Here is a 22,099-nt window from a genome sequence, read left to right on the forward strand (position 1 = left end):
ATATTTTGCGTTTGCAAGTTAAAAAAAATGCCCAACCTAAGCTGGGCAATTCATTTTTATTTTTAAATCTTAAATGCTGTATTCGTATTTACGCTCCATCACAAAAGATTCCATAAATTTAGTTGTGTAATTTCCAGATAAGAAGTCTTCGTTGTCTAATAACTGTCTATGGAAGGGGATTGTGGTTTTTACACCTTCAATATAGAATTCTTCCAAAGCACGTTTCATTTTAGCAATTGCTTCTTCTCTAGTTTGTGCCGTTGTAATCAACTTAGCAATCATAGAGTCGTAGTTAGGCGGAATTGCATAACCCGAATATACGTGTGTGTCAACTCTTACACCATGACCTCCAGGAATATTTAATCCAGTGATTTTTCCTGGTGAAGGACGGAAATCCGCATAAGGATCTTCCGCGTTGATACGACATTCGATCGCATGTAATTTTGGATAATAATTGATACCCGAAATTGGAGTCCCCGCTGCTAATAAGATTTGCTCACGGATTAGATCGTAGTCGATAACTTGTTCTGTAATTGGATGTTCTACTTGGATACGAGTATTCATCTCCATAAAGTAGAAATTACGATGTTTGTCTACCAAAAACTCGATAGTACCAACACCTTCGTAACCAATAAATTCAGCAGCTTTAACAGCAGCTTCACCCATTTTTTCACGAAGTTCATCCGTCATAAACGGAGAAGGCGTTTCTTCGATTAATTTTTGATTTCTTCTTTGGATAGAGCAATCTCTTTCTGATAAGTGACAAGCTTTTCCGTATTGGTCACCAGCAATTTGGATTTCGATATGACGTGGTTCTTCAATAAGTTTTTCCATGTACATACCACCGTTTCCAAAAGCAGCAACAGCTTCTTGAATAGCAGATTCCCAATGTTCTTTTAGGTCTTCTTCTTTCCAAACAGCACGCATACCTTTACCACCACCACCAGCAGTAGCTTTGATCATTACTGGATAACCGGTTTCTTTAGCGATACGCACAGCATCTTCATAAGAATCGATTAGCCCATCAGAGCCAGGTACGCAAGGTATTCCAGCTTCTTTCATGGTTGCTTTAGCCGTAGCTTTATCACCCATTTTTTCAATCTGCTCTGGCGTTGCTCCAATAAATTTGATATTGTTATTAGCACAAATTCTTGAGAAGTTTGCATTCTCTGATAAGAATCCGTAACCTGGATGGATCGCGTCAGCGTTAGTAATTTCTGCAGCTGCAATAATGTTAGGAATCTTTAGGTAAGAGTCTTTACTCATCGCAGGGCCGATGCATACTGCTTCGTCCGCAAATCTTACATGTAAACTATCTTTGTCTGCTGTACTATATACTGCAACCGTTTTGATACCCATTTCTTTTGCGGTACGTAGAATTCGCATTGCGATTTCGCCACGGTTTGCAATTAATATTTTTTTGAACATCTTTATTAAAATTATAAATTATGAATTATGAATTATGAATTAACAATGTTGAGAGAAATTACTCATCACTCATCACTCATTACTCATAATTTACGATGGATCTACCAAGAATAATGGTTGGTCGTACTCAACTGGAGTCGCGTCATCAACTAAAATCTTAACGATTTTTCCGCTAACTTCAGCTTCGATTTGGTTGAATAACTTCATTGCTTCGATAACACAAACAACTTTGTCAGAAGTAATGCTATCACCAACGTTAACGAATACGTCTTTGTCTGGTGATGGTTTTCTGTAGAAAGTACCAATCATTGGTGACTTAATAGTGATAAATTTGCTATCGTCAGCTGATGCAGCTTCTGGAGCAGAACTTGCCGCTGGAGCAGAAGCTACAGCTTGAGGTGCCGCAACTGGTGCTTGGTAAGCAACTGGTTGAGATACATAACTAACTGGTTCTCCACCTAGTGGCGTTTTGATTAAAATTTCGAAGTCCTTGTTTTTATATTTTACTTCAGATACACCTGCTTTAGCAACAAATCTAATAAGATTTTGAATGTCTTTAATATCCATATTATAGGTAAATTATTTTAGAAAGTCAAAGATAATAAAAAACCACTCGATTTAGAGCAAATTGAGTGGTTTTTTATGTCGTGAATAAGATATTTTATACTAAATATCTTAGTTTTCTTCAGTAGTTTCTACTGTTTTTTCCAATACTACTTTTCCTCTGTAGTATAGTTTTCCTTCATGCCAATGCGCTCTGTGGAAAAGGTGTAATTCTCCAGTTGTAGCGTCTTTAGCTAATTGAGGAGCAACAGCTTTGTAATGTGTTCTTCTTTTATCTCTTCTTGTAGACGATTGTCTTCTCTTAGGATGTGCCATTACTAGTGATTTTTTTTAAAATTCTATTATGAATTATTGTTATACTTAATTATTATCTTTCAATTTTTTGAGAGCTGCCCAGCGAGGATCAATCTCGTCTTCTTGCTCTTCTTCCTTTATTTTGGGACTGTATTTTTCTAAAAGTTGATGATAATCATCTTCATCTTTTAGATTGGGAGAAAGTTTCTTCATTGGGACGCTTAACATAACACCTTCGTAAACTAGCTGTGCAATATTAAAATCGCTGTCGCTATGTGGTATTGTGATAACTTCCTCGTTACTGTCATCATATTCTTCTCCTTGTTTTACAAGAATCTTCATGTCATGTTTAATTGGATGATCAAATTCTTCGTTGCTAATGTCGCAAACCAATTCAATTTTTCCACTTATGTCAAACCAAAACTCTAGAAAAGTAGTGTGTTTGTCAAGCAAAACATCCACTTGTATTCTTGGTTTTGTAAATTCTTGTTCTATCCCGAACAAATCAAAGAACGCCTGATCGATTTCAAATCTAAACTCATGCTTACCTGTCTTAAGACCTGTAAATGCAATGTTATAATTTTTGAATTTGTCCATAAAATTCGGTTTGCAAAAATAACTTTATTTTTTGAAATAACAAAATAATTTTAAATCAAAGTTTTAAGAATCTATTTTGTTGTTAATTAACTTCTTCTGGTAGATCTTCGTCAATGTTGTCTTTAGCGTTAAGAACACGTGGTCGCAACTTACCTTTTTGAAGTTCTATATATTCCATTCTGTTGCGATAAATGTCAATCGCTGCAAAAATCGCTTCACTAAAACTTTGTTCGTCAGCAAGATTTTTTCCCGCAATATCATAAGCAACCCCGTGATCTGGTGACGTTCTGATAATTGGTAAGCCAGCAGTATAATTAACACCTTCTTCGTAAGCAATCGTTTTGAAGGGTGCTAAACCTTGGTCGTGATACATTGCTAAAACCGCATCAAATTTTCTATATTTCTCAGGTTGAAAGAAACTGTCTGCTGGATAAGGTCCAAAAGCTAAAGTACCTCTATTAAAAAGTTCTTCAATCGCTGGTTGGATAATTTCGATTTCTTCTTTACCGATCACGCCGCCGTCGCCAGCATGAGGATTTAATCCTAAAACTGCAATTTTTGGTTTCTCAATACAGAAATCTTCAATTAAAGTTTTATTAAGTTGTTGTACTTGTTTAACGATTTTTTCTTTAGAAATGTTTTCAGCAACATCTTTTAAAGGAATATGATGTGTTGATACAGCGACTTTCAAATCGTTTGTAATTAAAAACATAACGCCTTTACGACCAGCTTTTTCCTCAAAATAGCCTGTGTGACCAGCATGTTGGAAACCATATTTCAGCATTTCGTCTTTGTTGATTGGTGCCGTAACCAAAACGTCGATTTCTCTATTTAGCAAAGCTTCTGTTGCAGCTTCTAAAGACGAAATTGCAAAACGTGTCGATTCTTCCGTTGGAACACCGAATTCTACATTCGAGTTGTCTTTAGAAAGATTTAACATGTTGATTTTACCATGCGCTGCTTCTCTCACATTTTGTATGTAATTGAAATTGAGATGCTGAAGCTTGAAAAAATTCTTCTGGTAACTAAATAATTTACCAGAACCAAAAATAATTGGCGTGAAGAAATCAGTAATCGCTTTATCTTTTAAAGACTTCATAATGATTTCTGGACCAATGCCATTGAAATCACCTATCGAAATGCCTACTCTTACTTTATGATGCTTCGCACTCATTTTATTATCTTTGAATATTAATTGAAACTACAAATTTACAATTTTTGAAATTAAGCTTTGTAGTTATTATTGAAGATTTATTCTAAGTTTAAAATCCTTAAAGAGAAAATAAAATGTTTACAGGTATCGTTGAGGCAACAGGAAAAGTGCAAAATGTCGAAAAAAATGGAACGAATGTTGATTTCACGCTCGAGTGTAATTTTGCAAACGAGTTAAAAATCGATCAAAGTCTAGCGCATAACGGCTGTTGTCTTACTGTTGTTGAGATTAATGCACCGCAATATAAAGTAACTGCAATTGATGAGACTTTAGAAAAGACAAATCTCGGAAATTGGTCTGTTGGTACAGAGGTTAACCTTGAGCGTTGTCTGAAATTTGAAGGTCGACTAGACGGACATTTGGTGCAAGGTCATGTTGATAAAACTGGAAAAGTTGCGAAAATCGAAGATATGGACGGTAGTTTTTATGTGACGATTTCTTATGATGAGGAGATTAATTACACAACGGTACCACAAGGATCTATTACTGTTAACGGTATTAGCTTGACGGTGGCGGATAGTCAACCGAATCAGTTTTCGGTGGCAATAATCCCTTATACTTGGGAGTTTACAAATATGAAACATATTAATGTCGGTGATGTTGTCAATTTAGAATTTGATATCATTGGGAAATATATTTCGAAATTGATGCAAAAACAGAATGTCATTAAGTAATTATAAAGGTTATAGTCTACGTAACAGGATTTTTGTCGGATTTTTAATTGTCTGTCTTTTGAGTACAATCGGCTCTGCGGTGTTGTCTTATGTCGTGCTTCGCGATAATGCGATGACGCAAAGTAAGGTCGATAAGCAGAGTAAATCCGAGGCGTTGATGTCGTCTTTAGATTACGCGCTCAGTCACACCGAGGTTTTCGAAAAAGATTTACCTGAAGTTTTAGGGAATAAAATTTATGAAATCGCCGATATCAACAAGCATGATATTATTGTTTATAATCTGAAAGGTGATTATCTTCTGTCTAATAAAGATCCGAAGCTCATAACCCAAAAACATATGCCGACTGATATTTTAGATAAACTAAGAAAAGACGGCTTGCAGTATGACAAAACGGAATATGATCCAAAATTAAAAGCAGATGTAACTTCTTCGTACATGGTTCTTAAAAACAATATGTTATCAAATATTGGTTACGTTTATTTTCCATTGTATCATAACGAAGATGTTTATTTACAAGTTTTTAACCGTTATCTGGGATTAATTATTCTTATTAATATTCTTATTCTTTTGGTTGGAGTTTGGATTAGTTGGGTGACTTCCAATAATTTAACGAAAAAAATTACGCGTTTTTCAAGTATTATTAATTCAATTAATTTGTTTGATGATAATATTCGGCCGATTCGATATTATCAGAATGATGAGCTTAACGGTTTGGTTAAAGCTTATAATAAATTGATTTCGGAAATCCAAGATCAACGAGAAAAACTCAGATATAAAGCTTCGGAAGAAGCTTGGCGCGAAATGGCAAAGCAAGTAGCGCACGAGGTTAAAAACCCATTAACGCCTATGAAGTTGACGATTCAGAATTTCGAAAGACGTTTTGACCCAGAAGATCCAGAAGTGAAGAATAAGGTTAAAAAAATGTCTAAAGTTATCGTTGAGCAAATCGATCTTATTTCTGAAGTGGCATCAGCTTTCTCCGAATTTGCAAAATTACCACAGCGTAATGATGTTATTTTTGATGTTGTTGAAGAGACGAAAAGTGTCGCGAATGTATTTGGAGCCAACAATATTTACATTCACTCTAACAAGGATGTTATTAATGTCAACATGGATAAAATCTATTTGACAAGAATTTTAACTAATTTAATTTCTAATTCCATTCAAGCGCAAGATTCGAGTCGTCCAATGTTGATAAATGTTGATATCGAAAACATTCATAAAAAACTAAGAATAAGCGTTGAAGATAATGGTTTCGGAATCCCAAATGAAAAATTAATGAAGATTTTTGAACCAAATTTCACAACCAAAAGCTCAGGAATGGGACTTGGTTTAACAATGGTCAGAAAGATGATTGAAGATTACGGTGGTGAGATTTCTGTAAAGTCCGAAGTCGGAAAAGGCACGGTTTTTACTATTATGTTGCCAACAAATATGTAATGTATGATGAAGGTTTTTAGATTCCAACAATTTGATATCATTCAGGATGAGGTGGTTTTTAGAGTTGGTACAGATGCAGTGTTGTTGGGCGCTTTAGCGAATCCAAAAGATGCTAAAACAGCCTTGGAAGTTGGGACGGGGACTGGCGTTATCTCTTTGATGTTGGCGCAACGATTTCCAGAACTTCATATTTTGGCTTTAGATATTAACGAAAAAGCAGTAGAAATTGCGCAGTCTAATTTTAATGCTTCGCCTTTTTCAAATCGATTAAAGTCGCAACAAGCGGATTTTAAAAGTTTTGATGTTGCTGAAAAAGTTGATTTTGTATTTTCGAATCCACCTTATTTTGAAGCTAATGATTCTTCCAAAGATGTCTTAGCTCGACAAAAAATTGAGTTGGGTTTTGAAGATTTAATTAAAATATCAAATATTATTTTATCCGAATCTGGCGTTTTGGCGGTGATTATTCCTGCTCAAGATGAAAATGACTTCATTGCCCTCTGCGAGAAGGAAAATTTACATCTTAAACGAAAAGTTTCGATAAGAGGAATTGAGGGTGGGGAAGTGCGACGTGTGATTTTATCCTTTTCTAAATCGGAGGTCGATCGTTGTATTGCAGAAGAATTTGTTGTTGAAAAATCACCTCGTCAATATTCTGACCAATATCTAGAATTTACGAAAGATTTTCATCTTTTCAAGTCATAAAAAAAAAGCACCGTTTGGTGCTTTTTTAGTTTTATAATATTTGATATTTTACTCAAACAATTCTGCGGTGTCAAGTACGCTAACTTGTCCATTTTCGCAACGGATTGCTTCTCCCGGAAAATTCTGAATCATGTGATAATCATGCGTTGCCATCACCACGGCGCAATTATTTTCTGTTGCCACATTTTTTAGCAAAGTCATAATGTCGTTCGAGGTTTCAGGGTCTAGATTACCTGTTGGCTCATCCGCAAGGATTAATTCTGGATGATTTAGCAAAGCTCTAGCAATTGCCACACGTTGTTGCTCGCCACCAGAAAGTTGGTGTGGCATTTTGTGCTTTTTGGTTTTCATGCCAACACTCGCAAGGACTTCGTTGATGCGATCTTCCATTCTTATTTTGTCTGACCAACCTGTCGCTTGTAACACAAACAAAAGGTTTTTTTCAATATTTCTATCTGTCAAAAGTTGAAAATCTTGAAAGACGATTCCTAGTTTTCTTCTAAGGTTAGGGATGTCAGATTGACGAAGTTTTGCTAAGTCAAATCCTGCAACTTCTCCTTTTCCGCCTTGTAACGGAAGGTGTCCGTAAAGTACTTTTAATAAAGAGCTTTTTCCGGCACCAGTTTTTCCGATAAGGTAACAGAATTTTCCTTTTTGGATATGGAGATTAACGTTGTTAAGAACCGTAAAGTTCTTTTGTACAATTTTAGCATTGTCAAGATTGATAATGTTTTCTCCGCTTTCGTGTCTATGTGGCATAGTTAAAAATCTTGTGGATTAAGTTTTCGACAGCAGTCGAATATTATCTCAAAAATAAGGAAAACTTTTAGGATAGACTTAATTTTTATCATTTTTTAACAACAAAAAATGCTTGAAAGACCTTACTCTCAAGCATGATTTGTATGTAATAATTCAAGAATTATCTCTTAGCGCGTGCAGCACTTACAGTTAAACTCTTTCTGCCTTTTGCTCTTCTAGCTGCTAATACTCTTCTACCGTTAGGTGTAGACATTCTTTCTCTGAAACCGTGTTTGTTTCTTCTCTTTCTCTCCGATGGTTGGAATGTTCTTTTACTCATCACTAATATATTTAGTTCGTAATTATCTTTTGATTTTCAGATTGCAAATATAAGACTTTTATTTGTTGTCGCAAATCATTTTTGAAAATTATTTTAAAAATTTATTGTCATAATTTCTTTAACGAAGTTCTAGACGCTTTTTCTAAATTGTTTATTTTTGAAAACTGTAAGTATTATTATAAAAATGGCAGTTCTGTATTCCATATTCATAGAAGTTTTTATTATTGTTTTTAAGTTGTTTGCAATGTTTAATGCAAAAGCTAGAAAAGGTTTGCTTGGTCGAAATACCGCAATTGACTCTGTACAAAGTCAATTAAATGGCGAGTCGGTCATTTGGATGCATGCAGCAAGTTTAGGTGAATATGAGCAAGGTTTGCCTGTTTTAGAACAATTAAAAACAGGGTTTCCAGATTCTAAAATTCTTATCAGTTTTTTCTCTCCTTCTGGTTATGAAAATGTAATTAAAAAAGAGAATATCGCAGATCTTATTATTTATCTGCCTTTTGATAGAAAATCGACGATGCAAAAGTTGGTTAATGCGATGGATGTTAAGATCTTCTTTACTGTTAAATATGATTATTGGTACCATTTACTTCGTGTTTTAAAATCAAAAAATGCTAAAGTATTTGTGGTTTCGGCTTTGTTTTATGAAGGACAAATTTTTTTCAAAATGTATGGTGGTTGGTTTTCAAAACAGTTGAAGACTTGTCTAGATTGGGCATTTCATCAGACTGTCGGAAGTTCTGCTTTGGCTAAAAGTGTCGGGATAAATCAATCTTCTGTAACTGGCGATACGCGATTTGATCGTGTTAAGCAACTTAAAAATCGAGATAATCACGTTCCTTTTATTTCAGAATATGTTTTTAATAGAAGAAGTATTGTGCTTGGAAGTTCTTGGGAAGCTGAGGAAAAAGCTGCGCAAGTTCTCCATAAAAAACTTCCTAAAACAAAATTGATTATTGCGCCGCATGATTTGAAGCGAGTTCCGCATCTGAAGTTGCTATTTCCTGAAGCTTTATTGTATAGCGAAATTAATGAAAAGACTGATCTAGAGACTAATGTTCTTATTATAGATAGTATTGGTTTGTTGTCAAAATTATATTCTTATGCGACTTTAGCGGTTGTTGGTGGCGGCTATCATAGTGCGGGACTTCATAATATTTTGGAAGCTGCTGCATTTGGGATTCCTGTGTTTTTTGGAGATCAATACAAAAAGAATCCAGAAGCTGATGCTTTAATAAAAATGAATGGCGGTAAAAGCTTTTCCGACGAATTTGCGATGGCTGGTTATATCGAAGAATTGATTAAAAGCGCAAATCGTACACCAATTGATGAAGTGTCAACTTTAAAAGAAATGTCTGAAAATGCAAAATTCTTTGTAGAATCTCAACCAGATGCAACGAAGAAAATTCTTGCTAAGATTTTAAGTTTCTTTCCCGAAAAGACAGTTGTTTAGTTTTAATTAAATAACTTCGAGTATTTCATAAAGCCATTTAACGCCCAGTTAGCAGTGTAATACAAAGATTTAATCGTGGAATAATTCATGTGATCTTTGTAAACCAAATATTGGTCTTTGATGATGTTTTTTTTGTTTCGAGAAACGCTACTTTGATGCATTCTATATTTTGCCATGGTTTTCGGAAGTGGCTTTCCTTCAGGGATTTTCTTTAAAAGATTGAGCCACATCACATGATCTTCACGCTTGCTACCTTCTGGGAAATATTCTTTACCAACACGCGCAGAATCATACATTGACGATAAAAGTGACAATCGACATGTCTTCAAAAGATTGTTAAACGTCACCACTTTATCTGCCTTAAAATCTTCAATCTGAGGAATTAAATCTTCGTTACATCGCGCGTAGTTAGAATAGGCGATTTCGGCTTTTTCTTTTTTCATGAAGTTGATCATTTCTTCGAGGAAATTTGGTTCCCAAAAGTCGTCGGCATCAAGAAATGTGATAAAACGTCCAGAAGCTTTTTCGAGAGATAAATTACGGGCATGGCCAGCGCCGCCATTTTTCTCAGCTTTTATTAAAATGATGCGCGGATCTTTGTGTTGTTCGATGATTTCGGTGGTTTTATCCGAAGATTTATCGTCTGTGATAATCCATTCCCAATCCGTTAAAGTCTGTGATAAAACCGAGTTAATTGTTTCCTGGATGTATTTTTCAGTATTGTAACTCGGCGTGATAATCGAAACTTCTGGCATTTTGTGTTTTTTGCAAATTTAATAATACTAAAACAAAAAGAGCCTTTCGGCTCTTAATTTATTCTTGCATTTTGGCATTCCAAGTTATTCCGCTGATGTCGGTTAAGACGATTTCGTGAATGTTTTGATCGATTTCAAAACTTAAATTTGCTTTTGCTCCCAAAGGAAGAAGTAAGCTGTGTTTATGAGGTTTGATTTTCGCAACATAATAATTTTTAATTTGTTGTTTGTTAAACTTGCTCAAATCTTCCATGCTTAGACTTTTGACGTTGTTTCCATTTTGATCCAAAAAATCAATTCCTATTAAAAATGAACCGTATACATCGGCACCTTCAATTCTCATCACATCAAAACTGACTTGATTTTTATCTTGTTTAAGATTCGAGAGTTCCAATTTTGGCTTGACCGATTTGTTGTGAAGATCGCCATAAACACCACCGTGGAAAACTTGATTGGTGTAAGCGTTAATCCAAATATTAAAAAACTGATTACTAAAAATGGCGTGTAGAATTTTAGGTTTAGTTTATCATTAAATTTAGTTTCGTTTAAAACAAAATTCTTCGAAAGTCCATCAATCGAAATTTTGCCGCCGCCTAATTGGAAAAGCGTAAATCCTCCTGCAATTCCCAAAACGCCAATTTGCCACTCGTCGAGGCAAGTTGTTCCAATCCAGCCAGAACCAAGCAGAATTCCTAAAGCTAATGACATGACGATAAGACTGTTGATTCTGGTTTTGTAACCGATCATTAAAAATAAACCTACAAATCCTTCAACGATCGTGAAAATCCACATTTTCGTCAGTAGAATTTCGGGATTGCTTACAAGGTATTCTATTAAAGGTTTTATAAAAAGTGCATTCGGAAGAAAATGATTGAATTTTTCACCGATGTAGCCAGGAACTTCGGGATCGAGTTTGTTTTCTAAAATTAATCGCCTCCAAAAAGCGGAAAAATATGTCCAGCCAATAACAAGGCGGAGCGCTAATCCTGCATTAGGAAAAGCATTGATAATTGTTTTGTTCATTATTGCAATGTTTGTTTTTTAAATAAATTTTTGGTCTAAAAGTCTATCTAAATAATTGCAATTTTGAGTTGAGAATAGAGTAGAAAAAGGCGCTCTTGGACGCGCTCGTGAATAACAAAAGCTGTTTTTTCTTTAGTTTTAAAAATGAAATCTTCAACGTTTTTAAAATTGAAAAAATCATTTGCTAAAGCTTGGTCAAGAACAAATTTGACTTTTGTTTTGGTTTTGAAATTTTGGGTGTCACAAGTTGACTTATCCGAAAAATTACTTTTGTTGGGAGAGGTTTTGTCAAAACTAAATTCCTTTTGTGACGTCATTTGGAAAAGGCTTGCCTTCACGCTGCATGGCGAAAACAAAATTCCGATCACAAAAATTATTTGTAAAAACACTCTCATGTGGGCAAAAATAGCCTTTTAAAATACCGAAACAAAGTTTTTAAGTTTTCTTAATACTTTATTTGCAGTTAAATATGTGTTAAAATGCTTATCTTTGGAAGTCTTTTTGGAAGCCAAAATGAAAGTGTTTTCCAAAATCTTATCTACAATTTTTGATTTTACCAGAAAAATTATTTTTAAAACTTCTATTGTTTAAAATTTTATATCTTTGCAATGTCGTTTTTAAAGATGTTAATATTTGGATTTTCCAAGGTTGATAGAATTATTAACTACAAAATAATATTTTAACAGTGTTTTACGATCACCAACAGATTGAAAAGAAGTGGCAGAAGTATTGGGAAGAAAACCAAACTTACAAAACATCGGACGCTACTTCTAAGCCGAAATTTTATGTATTAGATATGTTCCCTTATCCATCGGGAGCAGGGCTCCACGTGGGACATCCGCTCGGATATATTGCGTCGGATATCTATGCGAGATACAAAAGACATCAAGGCTACAATGTTCTACATCCTGTTGGTTACGATAGTTTTGGTTTGCCAGCGGAGCAATATGCCATCCAAACGGGACAGCATCCTGCGGTGACGACAGAGCAAAATATCAATCGTTATGAGGAACAGCTTAAAAAGATTGGTTTTTCTTTCGATTGGAGTCGAGAGATTCGTACATCGGACGCTTCTTATTATAAATGGACGCAATGGATTTTTATTCAGTTGTTTCATTCTTGGTATAATAAGGATACAGACAAAGCAGAATCTATTGATACGTTGATTAAACATTTTGAAGCAAAAGGTACAGAAGGACTTAATGCCAATCAAAATGATGAATTAAACTTTACTGCAGAAGAATGGAAAGCGGCTTCGGAAGAAGATAAGCAAGATATTTTATTAAATTATCGTTTGGCATTCCGTGCTGAGACGACTGTTAACTGGTGTCCAGCTTTAGGAACGGTTTTAGCGAACGATGAAGTTATTGGAGGTAAGTCGGAGCGTGGTGGTTTTCCTGTGTATCAAAAGAAAATGATGCAATGGAGTATGCGTATTTCTGCATATTCTGAAAGATTATTGCAAGGTCTTGCGACTTTGGATTGGCCACAACCGCTTAAAGATTCTCAAGAATATTGGATCGGGAAATCTCAAGGTGCGAAAGTTAAGTTTTTGGTTGATGGTTCTGAAAATCAAATCGAAGTTTTCACAACGCGTCCTGATACTATTTTTGGATCGACATTTATGGTGTTGGCGCCAGAAAATCCTTTGGTAGAAAATATTACAACAGAAGCTCAAAAAGCAGAAGTTGAAAATTATATTGCTGAAACTTCTAAGAAAACAGAGCGCGATCGTATGGCTGATGTTAAGTCGGTTTCGGGTGCTTTCACAGGAAGTTATGCTATCAATCCTTTTACAGGAAAGAAAATGCCGATTTATATTTCGGATTACGTGTTGATGGGTTACGGAACAGGTGCTGTTATGGCAGTTCCGGCGCACGATGAGCGTGACCACAGATTTGCAAAGAAATTCGGTTTAGAAATTATCGAAGTTGTTGCAGGTGGCGAAAATGTTCAGGAAGAAGCTTTTTCATCAAAAGATGGAGAATGCATCAACTCTGATTTCTTAAATGGTTTAAATTACGAAGAAGCGAAATCTAAAATCATTGAAGAAATTGTAAAACGAAATATCGGGGAAGGCACAATTAATTATAGACAACGTGATGCGATTTTTTCTCGTCAGCGTTATTGGGGCGAGCCGGTTCCTGTTTATTTTAAAAACGATTTGCCTTATACATTGCCAGTTTCGGCTTTGCCATTAGCTTTGCCAGAAGTTGAAAAATATTTACCAACAGAAGATGGTGATCCACCTTTAGGAAATGCTAAAGATTTTGCTTGGGACGAAGCGAATCAAAAAGTGGTTGCTACAGATTTAATCGATAATGTGACAGTATTTCCTTTAGAATTGTCAACAATGCCAGGTTGGGCAGGTAGTTCTTGGTATTTCTTAAGATATATGGATCCGCACGATGATGAGGTTTTTTGTAAAAAAGAATTGTCGGATTATTGGGGACAAGTCGATTTGTATATTGGTGGAAGCGAGCACGCAACTGGACATTTGTTGTATTCTCGTTTTTGGAATATGTTCTTAAAAGACAGAGGTTACATTGAGCAAAATGAACCTTTCCAAAAGTTGATTAACCAAGGTATGATTTTGGGAATGAGTGCTTTTGTGTTTAGAGTTGATGGAACTAATCAGTTTGTTTCTAAAGCTTTGACAGGTGATTATAAAACACAGAAAATCCACGTTGATGTTTCTTTATTAAAAGGAGGAAGCGACGAATTAGATACTGAAGCATTTAAGAAATGGAGACCAGAATTTGCTGATGCTGAATTTATCTTAGAAGACGGCAAATACATTACAGAACGCGAGGTTGAGAAAATGTCAAAATCGAAGTTCAATGTGGTGAATCCTGATGATATTAGTGAAGAATTCGGAGCAGATTGTCTTCGTCTTTACGAAATGTTTTTAGGCCCGTTGGAGCAATCAAAACCTTGGAACACGCAAGGACTTAGTGGTGTTTATGGATTCTTGAAAAAGTTCTGGAACTTGTATTTCGATGGTGATACTTTCGTGGTGAACGATGAGGAGCCAACAAAAGCGGAATATAAAGTGTTGCATACATTAATAAAGAAAGTTGTTTACGATGTTGAGAATTTCTCGTTTAATACATCGGTATCATCATTTATGATTGCAGTTAACGAATTGCAAAAATTAAAATGTAACAAAAGAGCGATTCTTGAACCTTTAGCTGTCATTATTTCACCTTATGCGCCGCATATTTGTGAAGAATTATGGAGTTTACTTGGTCATAACGAAAGTGTGGAGTATGTTAAATTCCCTGAATTAAATGAAACATATTTAGTTGAAGATGAAATTGAATATCCAGTTAGTTTTAATGGGAAAATGAAATTCAAATTGCCACTTTCTGCCACTTTGACAGCTGACGAAATTGAAGCAATAATATTAAAAGATGAGCGCGTGCTTAACTTTTTGGGAGATCAAACTCCAAAAAAATTGATAATTGTGCCTAAGAAAATCATAAATATCGTACTTTAGTGGCGTTTTTTAGTATAAATTAAGCGAGTGTTTAAAACGAAATACTATTTAAAATTTCAAAAAAATACAGGCTTATTTTAGACTTTATTAAAACGAATAAAAGTATAGAAGTAAAAATGATGCAATATTTTTTGAAATAAATATCAATATAATAATTATTTATCTAAAGCGCTAATATAAATTAGAAGTTAAATGTATACTAAGTGTTGCATTTTTAATTTATTTGCCTTTATTTTACAACCTAGAAAATTTAACAATTATAATTTAGTTTAATATGGAAATGAATGTTTCGAACACAGACGAGCAAGTAGTTGCTAGAAAAAAGGGAGGCCTTAATCCGGCTATAATTTTACCAATTCTTTACTTAGTTGCAGTAGCAATCTATCTATTTGTACTAGGTAATCCGTCTAACTTTGCTGCTAACCCAAAAGTAACGGGAGCATCAGTAGCTTTAGCAGATGTAGAATCTAAAGAATTACACCCAGAAGGATTTATGGGTATTATCTACATGGGAGGTCCAGTAGTACACATCCTTATCCTTTTCATGCTTACAGTAGTTGTGTTCTCGATTGAGCGTTTCTTAGTATTAGGGAAAGCTGCAGGTAACGGTAACTTAGATAACTTCGTAATGAAAGTTAGAAGCTTACTTAACCAAAACAAGATTGATGAAGCAATGGAAGAGTGTGACAGACAAAAAGGATCTGTTGGTAATGTAGTTAAAGAAGGTCTTACGACTTACAAAGCTTTAGCTAAAGACAACACACTTAACAAAGAGCAAAAAATGATCGCTCTTAACAAGTCAATCGAAGAAGCTACAACTCTTGAGATGCCAATGTTAGAGAAAAACATGAACATTCTTTCTACATTAGGTACAGTTGCAACCCTTATTGCACTTCTAGGTACGGTAATCGGGATGATTAAAGCGTTCCACGCTTTAGGATCTGGAGGTGGTACTCCTGATGCTGCTGCATTATCAATCGGTATTTCTGAGGCACTTATTAACACGGCTTTAGGTATTGGTACATCAGCTATCGCGATTATTTTCTACAACTTCTTTACTTCTAAAATTGATGGTTTAACTTATAAGATTGACGAAATCTCTATGAGTATCCAACAATCTTTCGCTGAGTTCAACTAAGAACACACTCAGTTAGATAAAATTGCTAGCACGCAATTTGTAATTCAAGAAGTTAGTTAAAGAAATAATAATAAAATGGCGAAAATTAAACCAAAAAGACATGGAGTAGTAACCGACATGACAGCAATGTGTGATGTTGCGTTCTTACTACTTACATTCTTTATCTTGACCACACAGTTTAAGAAACCAGATGTGGAGCAAATCAAACCGCCATCATCAATATCAGAAAAATTGTTACCTGATGCGAGTCTTATGACCATCAACGTAACACCAGAAGGTAAATTCTATTTTACTCCAGTTGATAACGGTGCAGAAAGAGTACAGTTATTAGAAAAAATGGGTGCTAAATACGGAATGACTTTCAACGATAAAGAAAAGGTGGCATTTGCGAAAGTGCAAACAATCGGTGTTCCGATGAATCAGCTAAAAGGTTATCTAGGTCTTTCAGAAGATCAATTAAAAACCTTTAAAGCTAAAGAAGGAGTGCCTTTGGATAGCGTTAATAAGCAAGTTATTGATTGGGTACAACAAAGTTTGTCAGTTAACCCTAGCTACAAGTTAGCTATTAAAGGTGACGTGTCAACAAAGTATCCAAAAGTAAAAGACTTATTTGAAGGCTTGAGAGATATAGATTTTCTTAAGTTTTGGTTAATAACATCTCAAGAAGGGAAATAATAAATAGAAATGGCAGAAGTACAAGTAAAAGACAGTGGCGCCAAAGGCGGCAAGGTACGCTCGAAAAAGCAGAATACCAGAGTCGATATGACGCCGATGGTGGACTTAGGGTTTCTATTGATTACCTTCTTCATGTTTACCACTACTTTCAGTAAACCGAACGTGATGGATCTTGGTCTTCCGGCAAAACCGAAAGATGAGACTCAGAAACCGCCAGATACTGAAATTAAATTGAGCAACTCAATCTCAATTATTATTGGGAAAGATAATAGAGTTTTCTATCACCAACAAGATCAAGCAGGTCTTACAGATCAAACCTTGATGGAGACAAAGTATGATAGAGAAGGGATTACAAAAGTAATCGAGCAAGCAAAAGCGAGAGCGGCAGATCAGAACATGTTTACTGTGATTATTAAGCCGACTGATGATGCAGTGTACAAAAATTTTGTAGATATTCTTGACGAAATGGCTATTACTAAGAATGAAAGATATGGGGTTACCGATATCAAACCTTGGGAATTGGCTGTTTATAAAAAGAAAGTTGGAGAATAATCTCCAAGCTACAATTAATTCTTAAATATTAAGAAAATGTCAGAGAATTCAAATTACAATCCAGAAAATCTATCATTAGATGAGATTGTATTTCAGAATAGAAATAAAGAGTATGGCGCATACGATCTAAGAACGGAGTATCCTAAGTTATTGACTAAGTCATTTATTTTTGGTACAATTTTCTTCCTAGTTGCAGTTATATCTCCATTTGTATATCTGAAGATTAAGCAAATGAACGCTGCTGATAAAACTGAAGTTGATGCAAATCTTATTGAGATTTTACCAGAGCAGCCAGTTTTAGAACAGCCTAAAGAAGAGGAACCACCTCCACCACCTCCACCAAAGCAGGAGCCTGAGAAAATTGAAGTAATTCAAAATGTTGTTCCTGAACCTAAAAGAGAGCCAAAGGTAGAAACACCTCCACCACCGATTACAAAACAGTTAGAAACAACTACTGGTCTTGTTAATCAAGAAGGTGTTAAGAAACCAGACTTTACGCCACCGCCACCGCCACCAGGGCCTGGTAAAGTGACGACTGCTGAAGTTAAAGCTCCTGTTAATACTAACGAGGTATATGCTGAAGTAGACCAGTCTGCTGAGTATCCTGGTGGTCTTGGAAGTTTCCGTAAATATGTTGGTGAGAATATTGATTCTTCTAACATGGAAGGTGAAGGACAATTAACAGTTAAGTTAAGATTCATCGTGGAAAGAGATGGTTCGGTTTCTGATGTTAAGGTTATGCAAAAGTCAGGAAATTCTGATTTTGACTCTGAAGCAGTTAGTGTTGTTAAGAGACAAAAGAAATGGAAGCCTGCTAAGCTTAACGGTGAAAGCGTGAGATCATATTTCTCAATTCCAATTACAATGCAATTTCAATAATTAGCATTTATTAACATAAGAAAGAGAAGCTTCGGCTTCTCTTTTTTTGTATCTTTGTTACTATGATGTTTAATTGGTTATCAGTAATCACAGGTTTTTTTTATGCCGTTCTAGGTATCGTGGTTATTATTTATAAATTTTTTGTAGTTCAGCTTGAGCCAAATATTGCTTATCCATTAGGTGCTATTTTAATTGGTTATGGAATTTTCCGTGTTTTTCGTGCTATTAAAAAAATAAGAGATAGTCGTTATGAAGAATAGTATTTTAGTAGTATTCGCTTTTTTCTTTTTAATTTCATGTAATAAGTCCAAAACTGAGGCTTTGGATACACCTAACCAAGGCACAATTACATTGGAAGCAGATGAATCTTTTAAAAGTGTTACAGAAGCTTTAACAGAGCGTTACATGGCTCTCAATCCCAGTACGAAAATTAACGTAGTATATACCAAAGAAGATATTGGCTTGCTAGATCTTTTAGATAGAAAAACACGCGTCATTGTAATGTCTCGTAACTTGACAAAGTCGGAAAAGGATGCTTACGATAAAAAAATAAATTTGCCTTGGCAACCTGCAAAATTTGCTGCTGATGCTTTAGTTTTTGTTGTTTCTAAAGAAAATTCTACAATTAAAGAATTAAGTGTCGATGAAATTAAGAAGAGAATTTCTTCTGATGAAAAAAGCTTGATTTTTGATGGTGCTAACTCGAGTAATATTAATTTTATTGCTCAGCAGTTTAATGTAAAAGCTTCAGCGCTTAAATATTCAATTATTAAAGGTAATGAGAATATTGTCAAAGAACTAGAGAAATATCCGAACAAAATTGGTGTGATTAGTCTTAATACAATTTCGCGTCCTTATGGTGATGAAGCTATTATGCTAAGAGATAAAATCAATGTCTTACCAATTGTTGATAAAGGCAAATCGTATACACCAACAGTTGATAATCTACAAGATATGCAATATCCTTTTACAAGAGTCTTGTATTTCCTAACCAATGAGGCGTATTATGGCCTTGGTAATGGTTTTATTAGATTTGCATGTACACAACTTGGACAGATCGTTGTGGAGAAAGAGGGGCTTCAACCTTACAATCTATATCGCCGTGAAGTTCAGATGCGATAAAATGTTAACAAAATTTACGATTTTAAAATAAAATTTGGAATGAATCTTGTGTTTCAATCCATATTCAATATTTAAATAAACTAAAATAAAATTATAATGAATTATTCCAAGAAAATTGTTTTGACTGCGGCTGTTGGGTTCTTCTCTCAGTTTGCATTTGCTCAATCTGTGCAAGAAGGTATCATCTATGTTGACAGTCACAAATATGCAAAAGCAAGACAAAATTTTAATGATTTAATTACAAAAGATCCTTCAGCTAATAATTATTTTTATCTGGGGAATACATATTTAACTCAGTTCGAGCCGAATTTTGACAAGGCTAAAGAATATTTTGATCAAGGTTTAGCAAAAGATCCTAAAAGTGCTCTTAACAAAGTAGGTTTAGCTTCTATTAAAATTGGGAAAGGCGATAAGTCTGGAGAAAATGATCTTCGTCAAATTGTTAAAGATACTAAAGAGAAAGATGCAGAAGTACTTTATCGTGCTGCTGAAGCTTTAACGATTTATGAGAAAACTACGAATCCTGATTTAGCAATTGAGTTCCTTAACAAAGCTATCGAAAGATCTCAAAAAGCGGGTGTACCTGCTAATTATTACTATGCGTTAGGAGATGCTTATAGACTTAAGTCTACGAACGATCCTAAGTTAGCTGGTAGTGCTCTTTCTGCTTATGAAAATGCACTTCCTGTTGCTAAAAGTAAGGCATCTGTCTATACAAGAATTGCAACATTATGGATGGCAGCTCAACAATGGCAAAAAGCAAAAGAAAATCTAGATAAAGCGGTTGCAGTTGATCCTTCTTATGCGCCTGCATACAAAGCTTTGGCTGGTTTCAATATGAAATATCAACGTAATGCTGAAGCGACGCAAGATTTGGTTAAATATTCTCAGTATGCGGATGAAGATCCTTCAACTCAGTTAGAGATTGCTAAATTATATTTCATCAATGATGATTATGCGAATGCTAAAACGACTTTAGATAAGATTTTTGATAAAGTTGAAGATCCGATTAAATATAAACTTCGTGCTTATGTACAATACGGTTCTGGAGATTATACAGGTGCAAAAGAGAATCTTGATAAATTTGTTAGCTCTGTAGATAAAGCTAGAGTTCAGGCTGCGGATCAAGGTCTTGCAGGTTTGATTGCTGCTGGTTTGGCTAAAGATGAAAAAGATCCTGCTAAAAAAGCGGAATTAGAAGCTCAAGTTCAGTCTAAAATTGCAATTGCAAAAGCTGCAAAAGATGAAACAATGAAGTGGGACGAAGAGTTAGCTAAAATCAAAGGTGGATTTAATGCTGCTTCTGCTGATCAAGGACCAACTAATCCACAGATTGAAGGACTTAAGAAAAAAGTGGCTGCTAACCCAGAAGATACTACATCTATGGCTTATTTAGCACAAGCTTACCAAGAAGCTAAAAACTGGAATGGCGCAGTGTTAACATGGCAAAAATTAACAAGTTTGCTTCCTGATTGGGCGCCAGCTTACAACTCTTTGGCTTATGCTTATCAACAAAGCGGTAATACAGATTTAGCGAATGGATCATATCAAAAATACATCGATTTGATTACAAAAAATCCTGCTGAAGTTGAAGCTAATAAAGAATCTCTTTCTTACGCATATTTTGCAATAGCTTATGCTAATAAAGATGGAGACAAGGCAAAAGCTAAAGAATATGCTGATAAGGCGGTTGCGCTTAATCCAACATATCAAGATGCAGTTAATCTTGTTAAATATTTAAGTAAATAAGATACTAATCATAAAAAAATCCCGTGGTGAAAACTGCGGGATTTTTTTGTTTTCATAAATTTGTAAAAAATTAAGATAATGAAAGTTGACATCTTAGCAATTGGAGCGCATCCTGATGATGTTGAGTTGGGTTGTGGAGGAACACTAGCAAAACTGATTTCGGAAGGAAAAACAGTAGCTATAATCGATTTGACACAAGGTGAATTAGGAACTCGTGGTACTAACGAAACGCGCGCCGTGGAAGCTGCTGAAGCCGCAAAGATTTTGAGAGTTTCAGCGAGAGAAAACTTGAAGATGGAAGATGGCTTTTTAGAGAATTCTAAAGACTATCAAATGCGAATCGTTAAAATGATTAGAAAATACCAACCAGATATTGTTTTGGCTAATGCGATTGATGACCGTCATCCTGATCATGCAAAAGGCGCAAAGTTGGCTTCTGATGCTTGTTTTCTTTCGGGGCTTAGAAAAATCGAAACCGAATTAGACAATCGACCACAAGAGGTTTGGCGACCTAAATTGGTTTTGCATTATATCCAATGGAAGCATATTCAACCAGAATTTGTTATTGATATTTCTGAATTTTTAGATATTAAAATAGCATCTTGCATGGCTTATAAAACGCAGTTTTATGATCCAACTTCTAACGAACCTATGACGCCAATCGCAACAAAAGACTTTTTGGAGAGTTTAACCTACCGCGCGCAAGATCTTGGGCGTTTATCGGGAGTTGCTTATGCTGAGGGTTTTACATCTGAAAAATTAATTGCTTTGAAAAATTTTGATAATTTTATTTGATAGTTAGAATTATTGTGCTATATTTGCACACGCAAAAACGGTGATTGTAGCTCAGTTGGTTAGAGCGTCGGATTGTGGTTCCGAAGGTCGTGGGTTCGAGACCCATCATTCACCCAAATTTAAAAAAGCATTCTAATTTTAGGATGCTTTTTTTTATTTTGTCGATTAAGAGTTTTTTTGACTATCTACTTTTATTATTGTTGAACTTTTTTCAGTTGTAAATATATTTGAGTTTTGATGACGTCAGTTCCTATGTTTTATTTCTATATTTTTTCATAATTTTTAGTAGTTAGACGAGATGTTATTCTCAACTGGCTTTTTCGGATTCAATCTTAAGTTGATTATGGTAAAACTTGACAATATTAATTTTCTTTAATTTTAGTGTATTGATATTTTTAGCATTCAAATTATATAAAAGTGTAATAGGATGTGCTTATTTATTGATTTTAAATGTGTGTTTAA

The 22,099-nt window shown here is 34.9% G+C and carries 22 protein-coding genes, 1 tRNA gene and 1 pseudogene; 14 read left to right on the top strand and 10 right to left on the bottom strand.

Features of this window, described 5'->3' with window-relative positions; translation table 11 throughout:
* Positions 1-69: 69 nt before the first annotated feature.
* The 5 genes from accC to pdxA form a co-directional block, all read right to left on the bottom strand.
* A complete protein-coding gene (gene accC, locus B5X62_RS10395; protein WP_079667365.1) occupies positions 70-1,428 on the bottom strand; it encodes an acetyl-CoA carboxylase biotin carboxylase subunit in 1,359 nt (452 codons plus the stop codon).
* Positions 1,429-1,518: 90 nt separating this feature from the next.
* A complete protein-coding gene (gene accB / locus B5X62_RS10400) occupies positions 1,519-1,995 on the bottom strand; it encodes an acetyl-CoA carboxylase biotin carboxyl carrier protein (RefSeq protein WP_079667366.1) in 477 nt (158 codons plus the stop codon).
* A 108-nt stretch (positions 1,996-2,103) separates the two neighbouring features.
* Positions 2,104-2,307 carry a 50S ribosomal protein L32 gene (rpmF, locus tag B5X62_RS10405; RefSeq protein WP_079667367.1) on the bottom strand — a complete coding sequence of 68 codons (204 nt, stop codon included), beginning with the start codon at positions 2,305-2,307 and terminating at the stop codon, positions 2,104-2,106.
* Positions 2,308-2,352: 45 nt separating this feature from the next.
* Entirely contained in the window at positions 2,353-2,883 is a 531-nt protein-coding gene (locus tag B5X62_RS10410) for a YceD family protein (protein ID WP_079667368.1), read from the bottom strand.
* 82 nt (positions 2,884-2,965) lie between these two features.
* The gene (gene pdxA, locus B5X62_RS10415; protein WP_079667369.1) at positions 2,966-4,057 is read right to left on the bottom strand and encodes a 4-hydroxythreonine-4-phosphate dehydrogenase PdxA; all 1,092 of its coding nucleotides are present in this window, start codon (positions 4,055-4,057) and stop codon (positions 2,966-2,968) included.
* Between the two features lie 113 nt (positions 4,058-4,170).
* On the opposite strand from pdxA, the gene B5X62_RS10420 reads away from it, so the two are divergent.
* The 3 genes from B5X62_RS10420 to B5X62_RS10430 are packed head-to-tail and all read left to right on the top strand — an operon-like array spanning position 4,171 to position 6,916.
* On the top strand, positions 4,171-4,770 hold the full coding sequence (locus B5X62_RS10420; RefSeq protein WP_079667370.1) for a riboflavin synthase: 600 nt from the start codon (positions 4,171-4,173) through the stop codon (positions 4,768-4,770).
* The gene (locus B5X62_RS10425; protein WP_079667371.1) at positions 4,757-6,211 is read left to right on the top strand and encodes a sensor histidine kinase; all 1,455 of its coding nucleotides are present in this window, start codon (positions 4,757-4,759) and stop codon (positions 6,209-6,211) included. Before B5X62_RS10420 ends, B5X62_RS10425 begins: the two co-directional genes overlap by 14 nt.
* 3 nt (positions 6,212-6,214) lie before the next feature.
* On the top strand, positions 6,215-6,916 hold the full coding sequence (locus tag B5X62_RS10430) for a tRNA1(Val) (adenine(37)-N6)-methyltransferase (protein ID WP_245797181.1): 702 nt from the start codon (positions 6,215-6,217) through the stop codon (positions 6,914-6,916).
* 48 nt (positions 6,917-6,964) lie between these two features.
* Here the strand turns inward: B5X62_RS10430 and B5X62_RS10435 are convergent, their stop codons facing one another.
* Both B5X62_RS10435 and rpmH read right to left on the bottom strand, forming a co-directional pair.
* On the bottom strand, positions 6,965-7,675 hold the full coding sequence (locus B5X62_RS10435; protein ID WP_079667373.1) for a cell division ATP-binding protein FtsE: 711 nt from the start codon (positions 7,673-7,675) through the stop codon (positions 6,965-6,967).
* A 160-nt stretch (positions 7,676-7,835) separates the two neighbouring features.
* On the bottom strand, positions 7,836-7,994 hold the full coding sequence (rpmH, locus tag B5X62_RS10440; protein WP_039365072.1) for a 50S ribosomal protein L34: 159 nt from the start codon (positions 7,992-7,994) through the stop codon (positions 7,836-7,838).
* Between the two features lie 184 nt (positions 7,995-8,178).
* Between rpmH and B5X62_RS10445 the strand changes: the two genes are divergently transcribed.
* The gene (locus B5X62_RS10445) at positions 8,179-9,450 is read left to right on the top strand and encodes a 3-deoxy-D-manno-octulosonic acid transferase (protein ID WP_079667374.1); all 1,272 of its coding nucleotides are present in this window, start codon (positions 8,179-8,181) and stop codon (positions 9,448-9,450) included.
* Between the two features lie 2 nt (positions 9,451-9,452).
* On the opposite strand, the gene B5X62_RS10450 is transcribed toward B5X62_RS10445, so the two are convergent.
* The 3 genes and pseudogenes from B5X62_RS10450 to B5X62_RS10460 all read right to left on the bottom strand — a co-directional run bounded on the left by B5X62_RS10450 (position 9,453) and on the right by B5X62_RS10460 (position 11,545).
* Positions 9,453-10,205 carry a glycosyltransferase family 2 protein gene (locus B5X62_RS10450; RefSeq protein WP_079667375.1) on the bottom strand — a complete coding sequence of 251 codons (753 nt, stop codon included), beginning with the start codon at positions 10,203-10,205 and terminating at the stop codon, positions 9,453-9,455.
* Between the two features lie 58 nt (positions 10,206-10,263).
* Positions 10,264-11,228 (bottom strand): annotated as a pseudogene (locus B5X62_RS10455) (TQO small subunit DoxD).
* A gap of 47 nt (positions 11,229-11,275) precedes the next feature.
* The gene (locus B5X62_RS10460; RefSeq protein WP_221405226.1) at positions 11,276-11,545 is read right to left on the bottom strand and encodes a hypothetical protein; all 270 of its coding nucleotides are present in this window, start codon (positions 11,543-11,545) and stop codon (positions 11,276-11,278) included.
* Positions 11,546-11,913: 368 nt separating this feature from the next.
* Between B5X62_RS10460 and leuS the strand changes: the two genes are divergently transcribed.
* The 10 genes from leuS to B5X62_RS10510 all read left to right on the top strand — a co-directional run bounded on the left by leuS (position 11,914) and on the right by B5X62_RS10510 (position 21,752).
* Positions 11,914-14,727: a leucine--tRNA ligase gene (gene leuS / locus B5X62_RS10465; RefSeq protein ID WP_079667377.1), complete on the top strand. Its 2,814-nt coding sequence runs from the start codon at positions 11,914-11,916 to the stop codon at positions 14,725-14,727.
* A gap of 274 nt (positions 14,728-15,001) precedes the next feature.
* On the top strand, positions 15,002-15,865 hold the full coding sequence (locus tag B5X62_RS10470; protein WP_079667378.1) for a MotA/TolQ/ExbB proton channel family protein: 864 nt from the start codon (positions 15,002-15,004) through the stop codon (positions 15,863-15,865).
* Positions 15,866-15,940: 75 nt separating this feature from the next.
* Positions 15,941-16,540 carry an ExbD/TolR family protein gene (locus tag B5X62_RS10475; protein WP_079667379.1) on the top strand — a complete coding sequence of 200 codons (600 nt, stop codon included), beginning with the start codon at positions 15,941-15,943 and terminating at the stop codon, positions 16,538-16,540.
* Positions 16,541-16,549: 9 nt separating this feature from the next.
* Positions 16,550-17,092, top strand: coding sequence for an ExbD/TolR family protein (locus B5X62_RS10480; RefSeq protein WP_079667380.1), 543 nt, complete (start codon positions 16,550-16,552; stop codon positions 17,090-17,092).
* 36 nt (positions 17,093-17,128) lie between these two features.
* The gene (locus B5X62_RS10485; protein ID WP_079667381.1) at positions 17,129-17,971 is read left to right on the top strand and encodes a cell envelope integrity TolA family protein; all 843 of its coding nucleotides are present in this window, start codon (positions 17,129-17,131) and stop codon (positions 17,969-17,971) included.
* Positions 17,972-18,033: 62 nt separating this feature from the next.
* Positions 18,034-18,231 (top strand): C4-dicarboxylate ABC transporter, encoded by a 198-nt coding sequence (locus B5X62_RS10490; protein WP_317041904.1) that lies wholly within the window; start codon positions 18,034-18,036, stop codon positions 18,229-18,231.
* Positions 18,221-19,093, top strand: coding sequence for a PstS family phosphate ABC transporter substrate-binding protein (locus B5X62_RS10495; RefSeq protein WP_079667383.1), 873 nt, complete (start codon positions 18,221-18,223; stop codon positions 19,091-19,093). The genes B5X62_RS10490 and B5X62_RS10495 overlap by 11 nt, the downstream gene beginning before the upstream one ends.
* Before the next feature lie 96 nt (positions 19,094-19,189).
* Positions 19,190-20,842 (top strand): tetratricopeptide repeat protein, encoded by a 1,653-nt coding sequence (locus B5X62_RS10500; protein WP_079667384.1) that lies wholly within the window; start codon positions 19,190-19,192, stop codon positions 20,840-20,842.
* A gap of 78 nt (positions 20,843-20,920) precedes the next feature.
* Positions 20,921-21,637: a bacillithiol biosynthesis deacetylase BshB1 gene (gene bshB1 / locus B5X62_RS10505; protein ID WP_079667385.1), complete on the top strand. Its 717-nt coding sequence runs from the start codon at positions 20,921-20,923 to the stop codon at positions 21,635-21,637.
* Positions 21,638-21,676: 39 nt separating this feature from the next.
* A tRNA-His gene (locus tag B5X62_RS10510) sits at positions 21,677-21,752 on the top strand.
* The last annotated feature ends 347 nt before the right edge of the window (positions 21,753-22,099 follow it).

The sequence above is a fragment of the Soonwooa buanensis genome (assembly GCF_900167905.1).
In the GTDB taxonomy this organism is placed as follows: domain Bacteria; phylum Bacteroidota; class Bacteroidia; order Flavobacteriales; family Weeksellaceae; genus Soonwooa; species Soonwooa buanensis.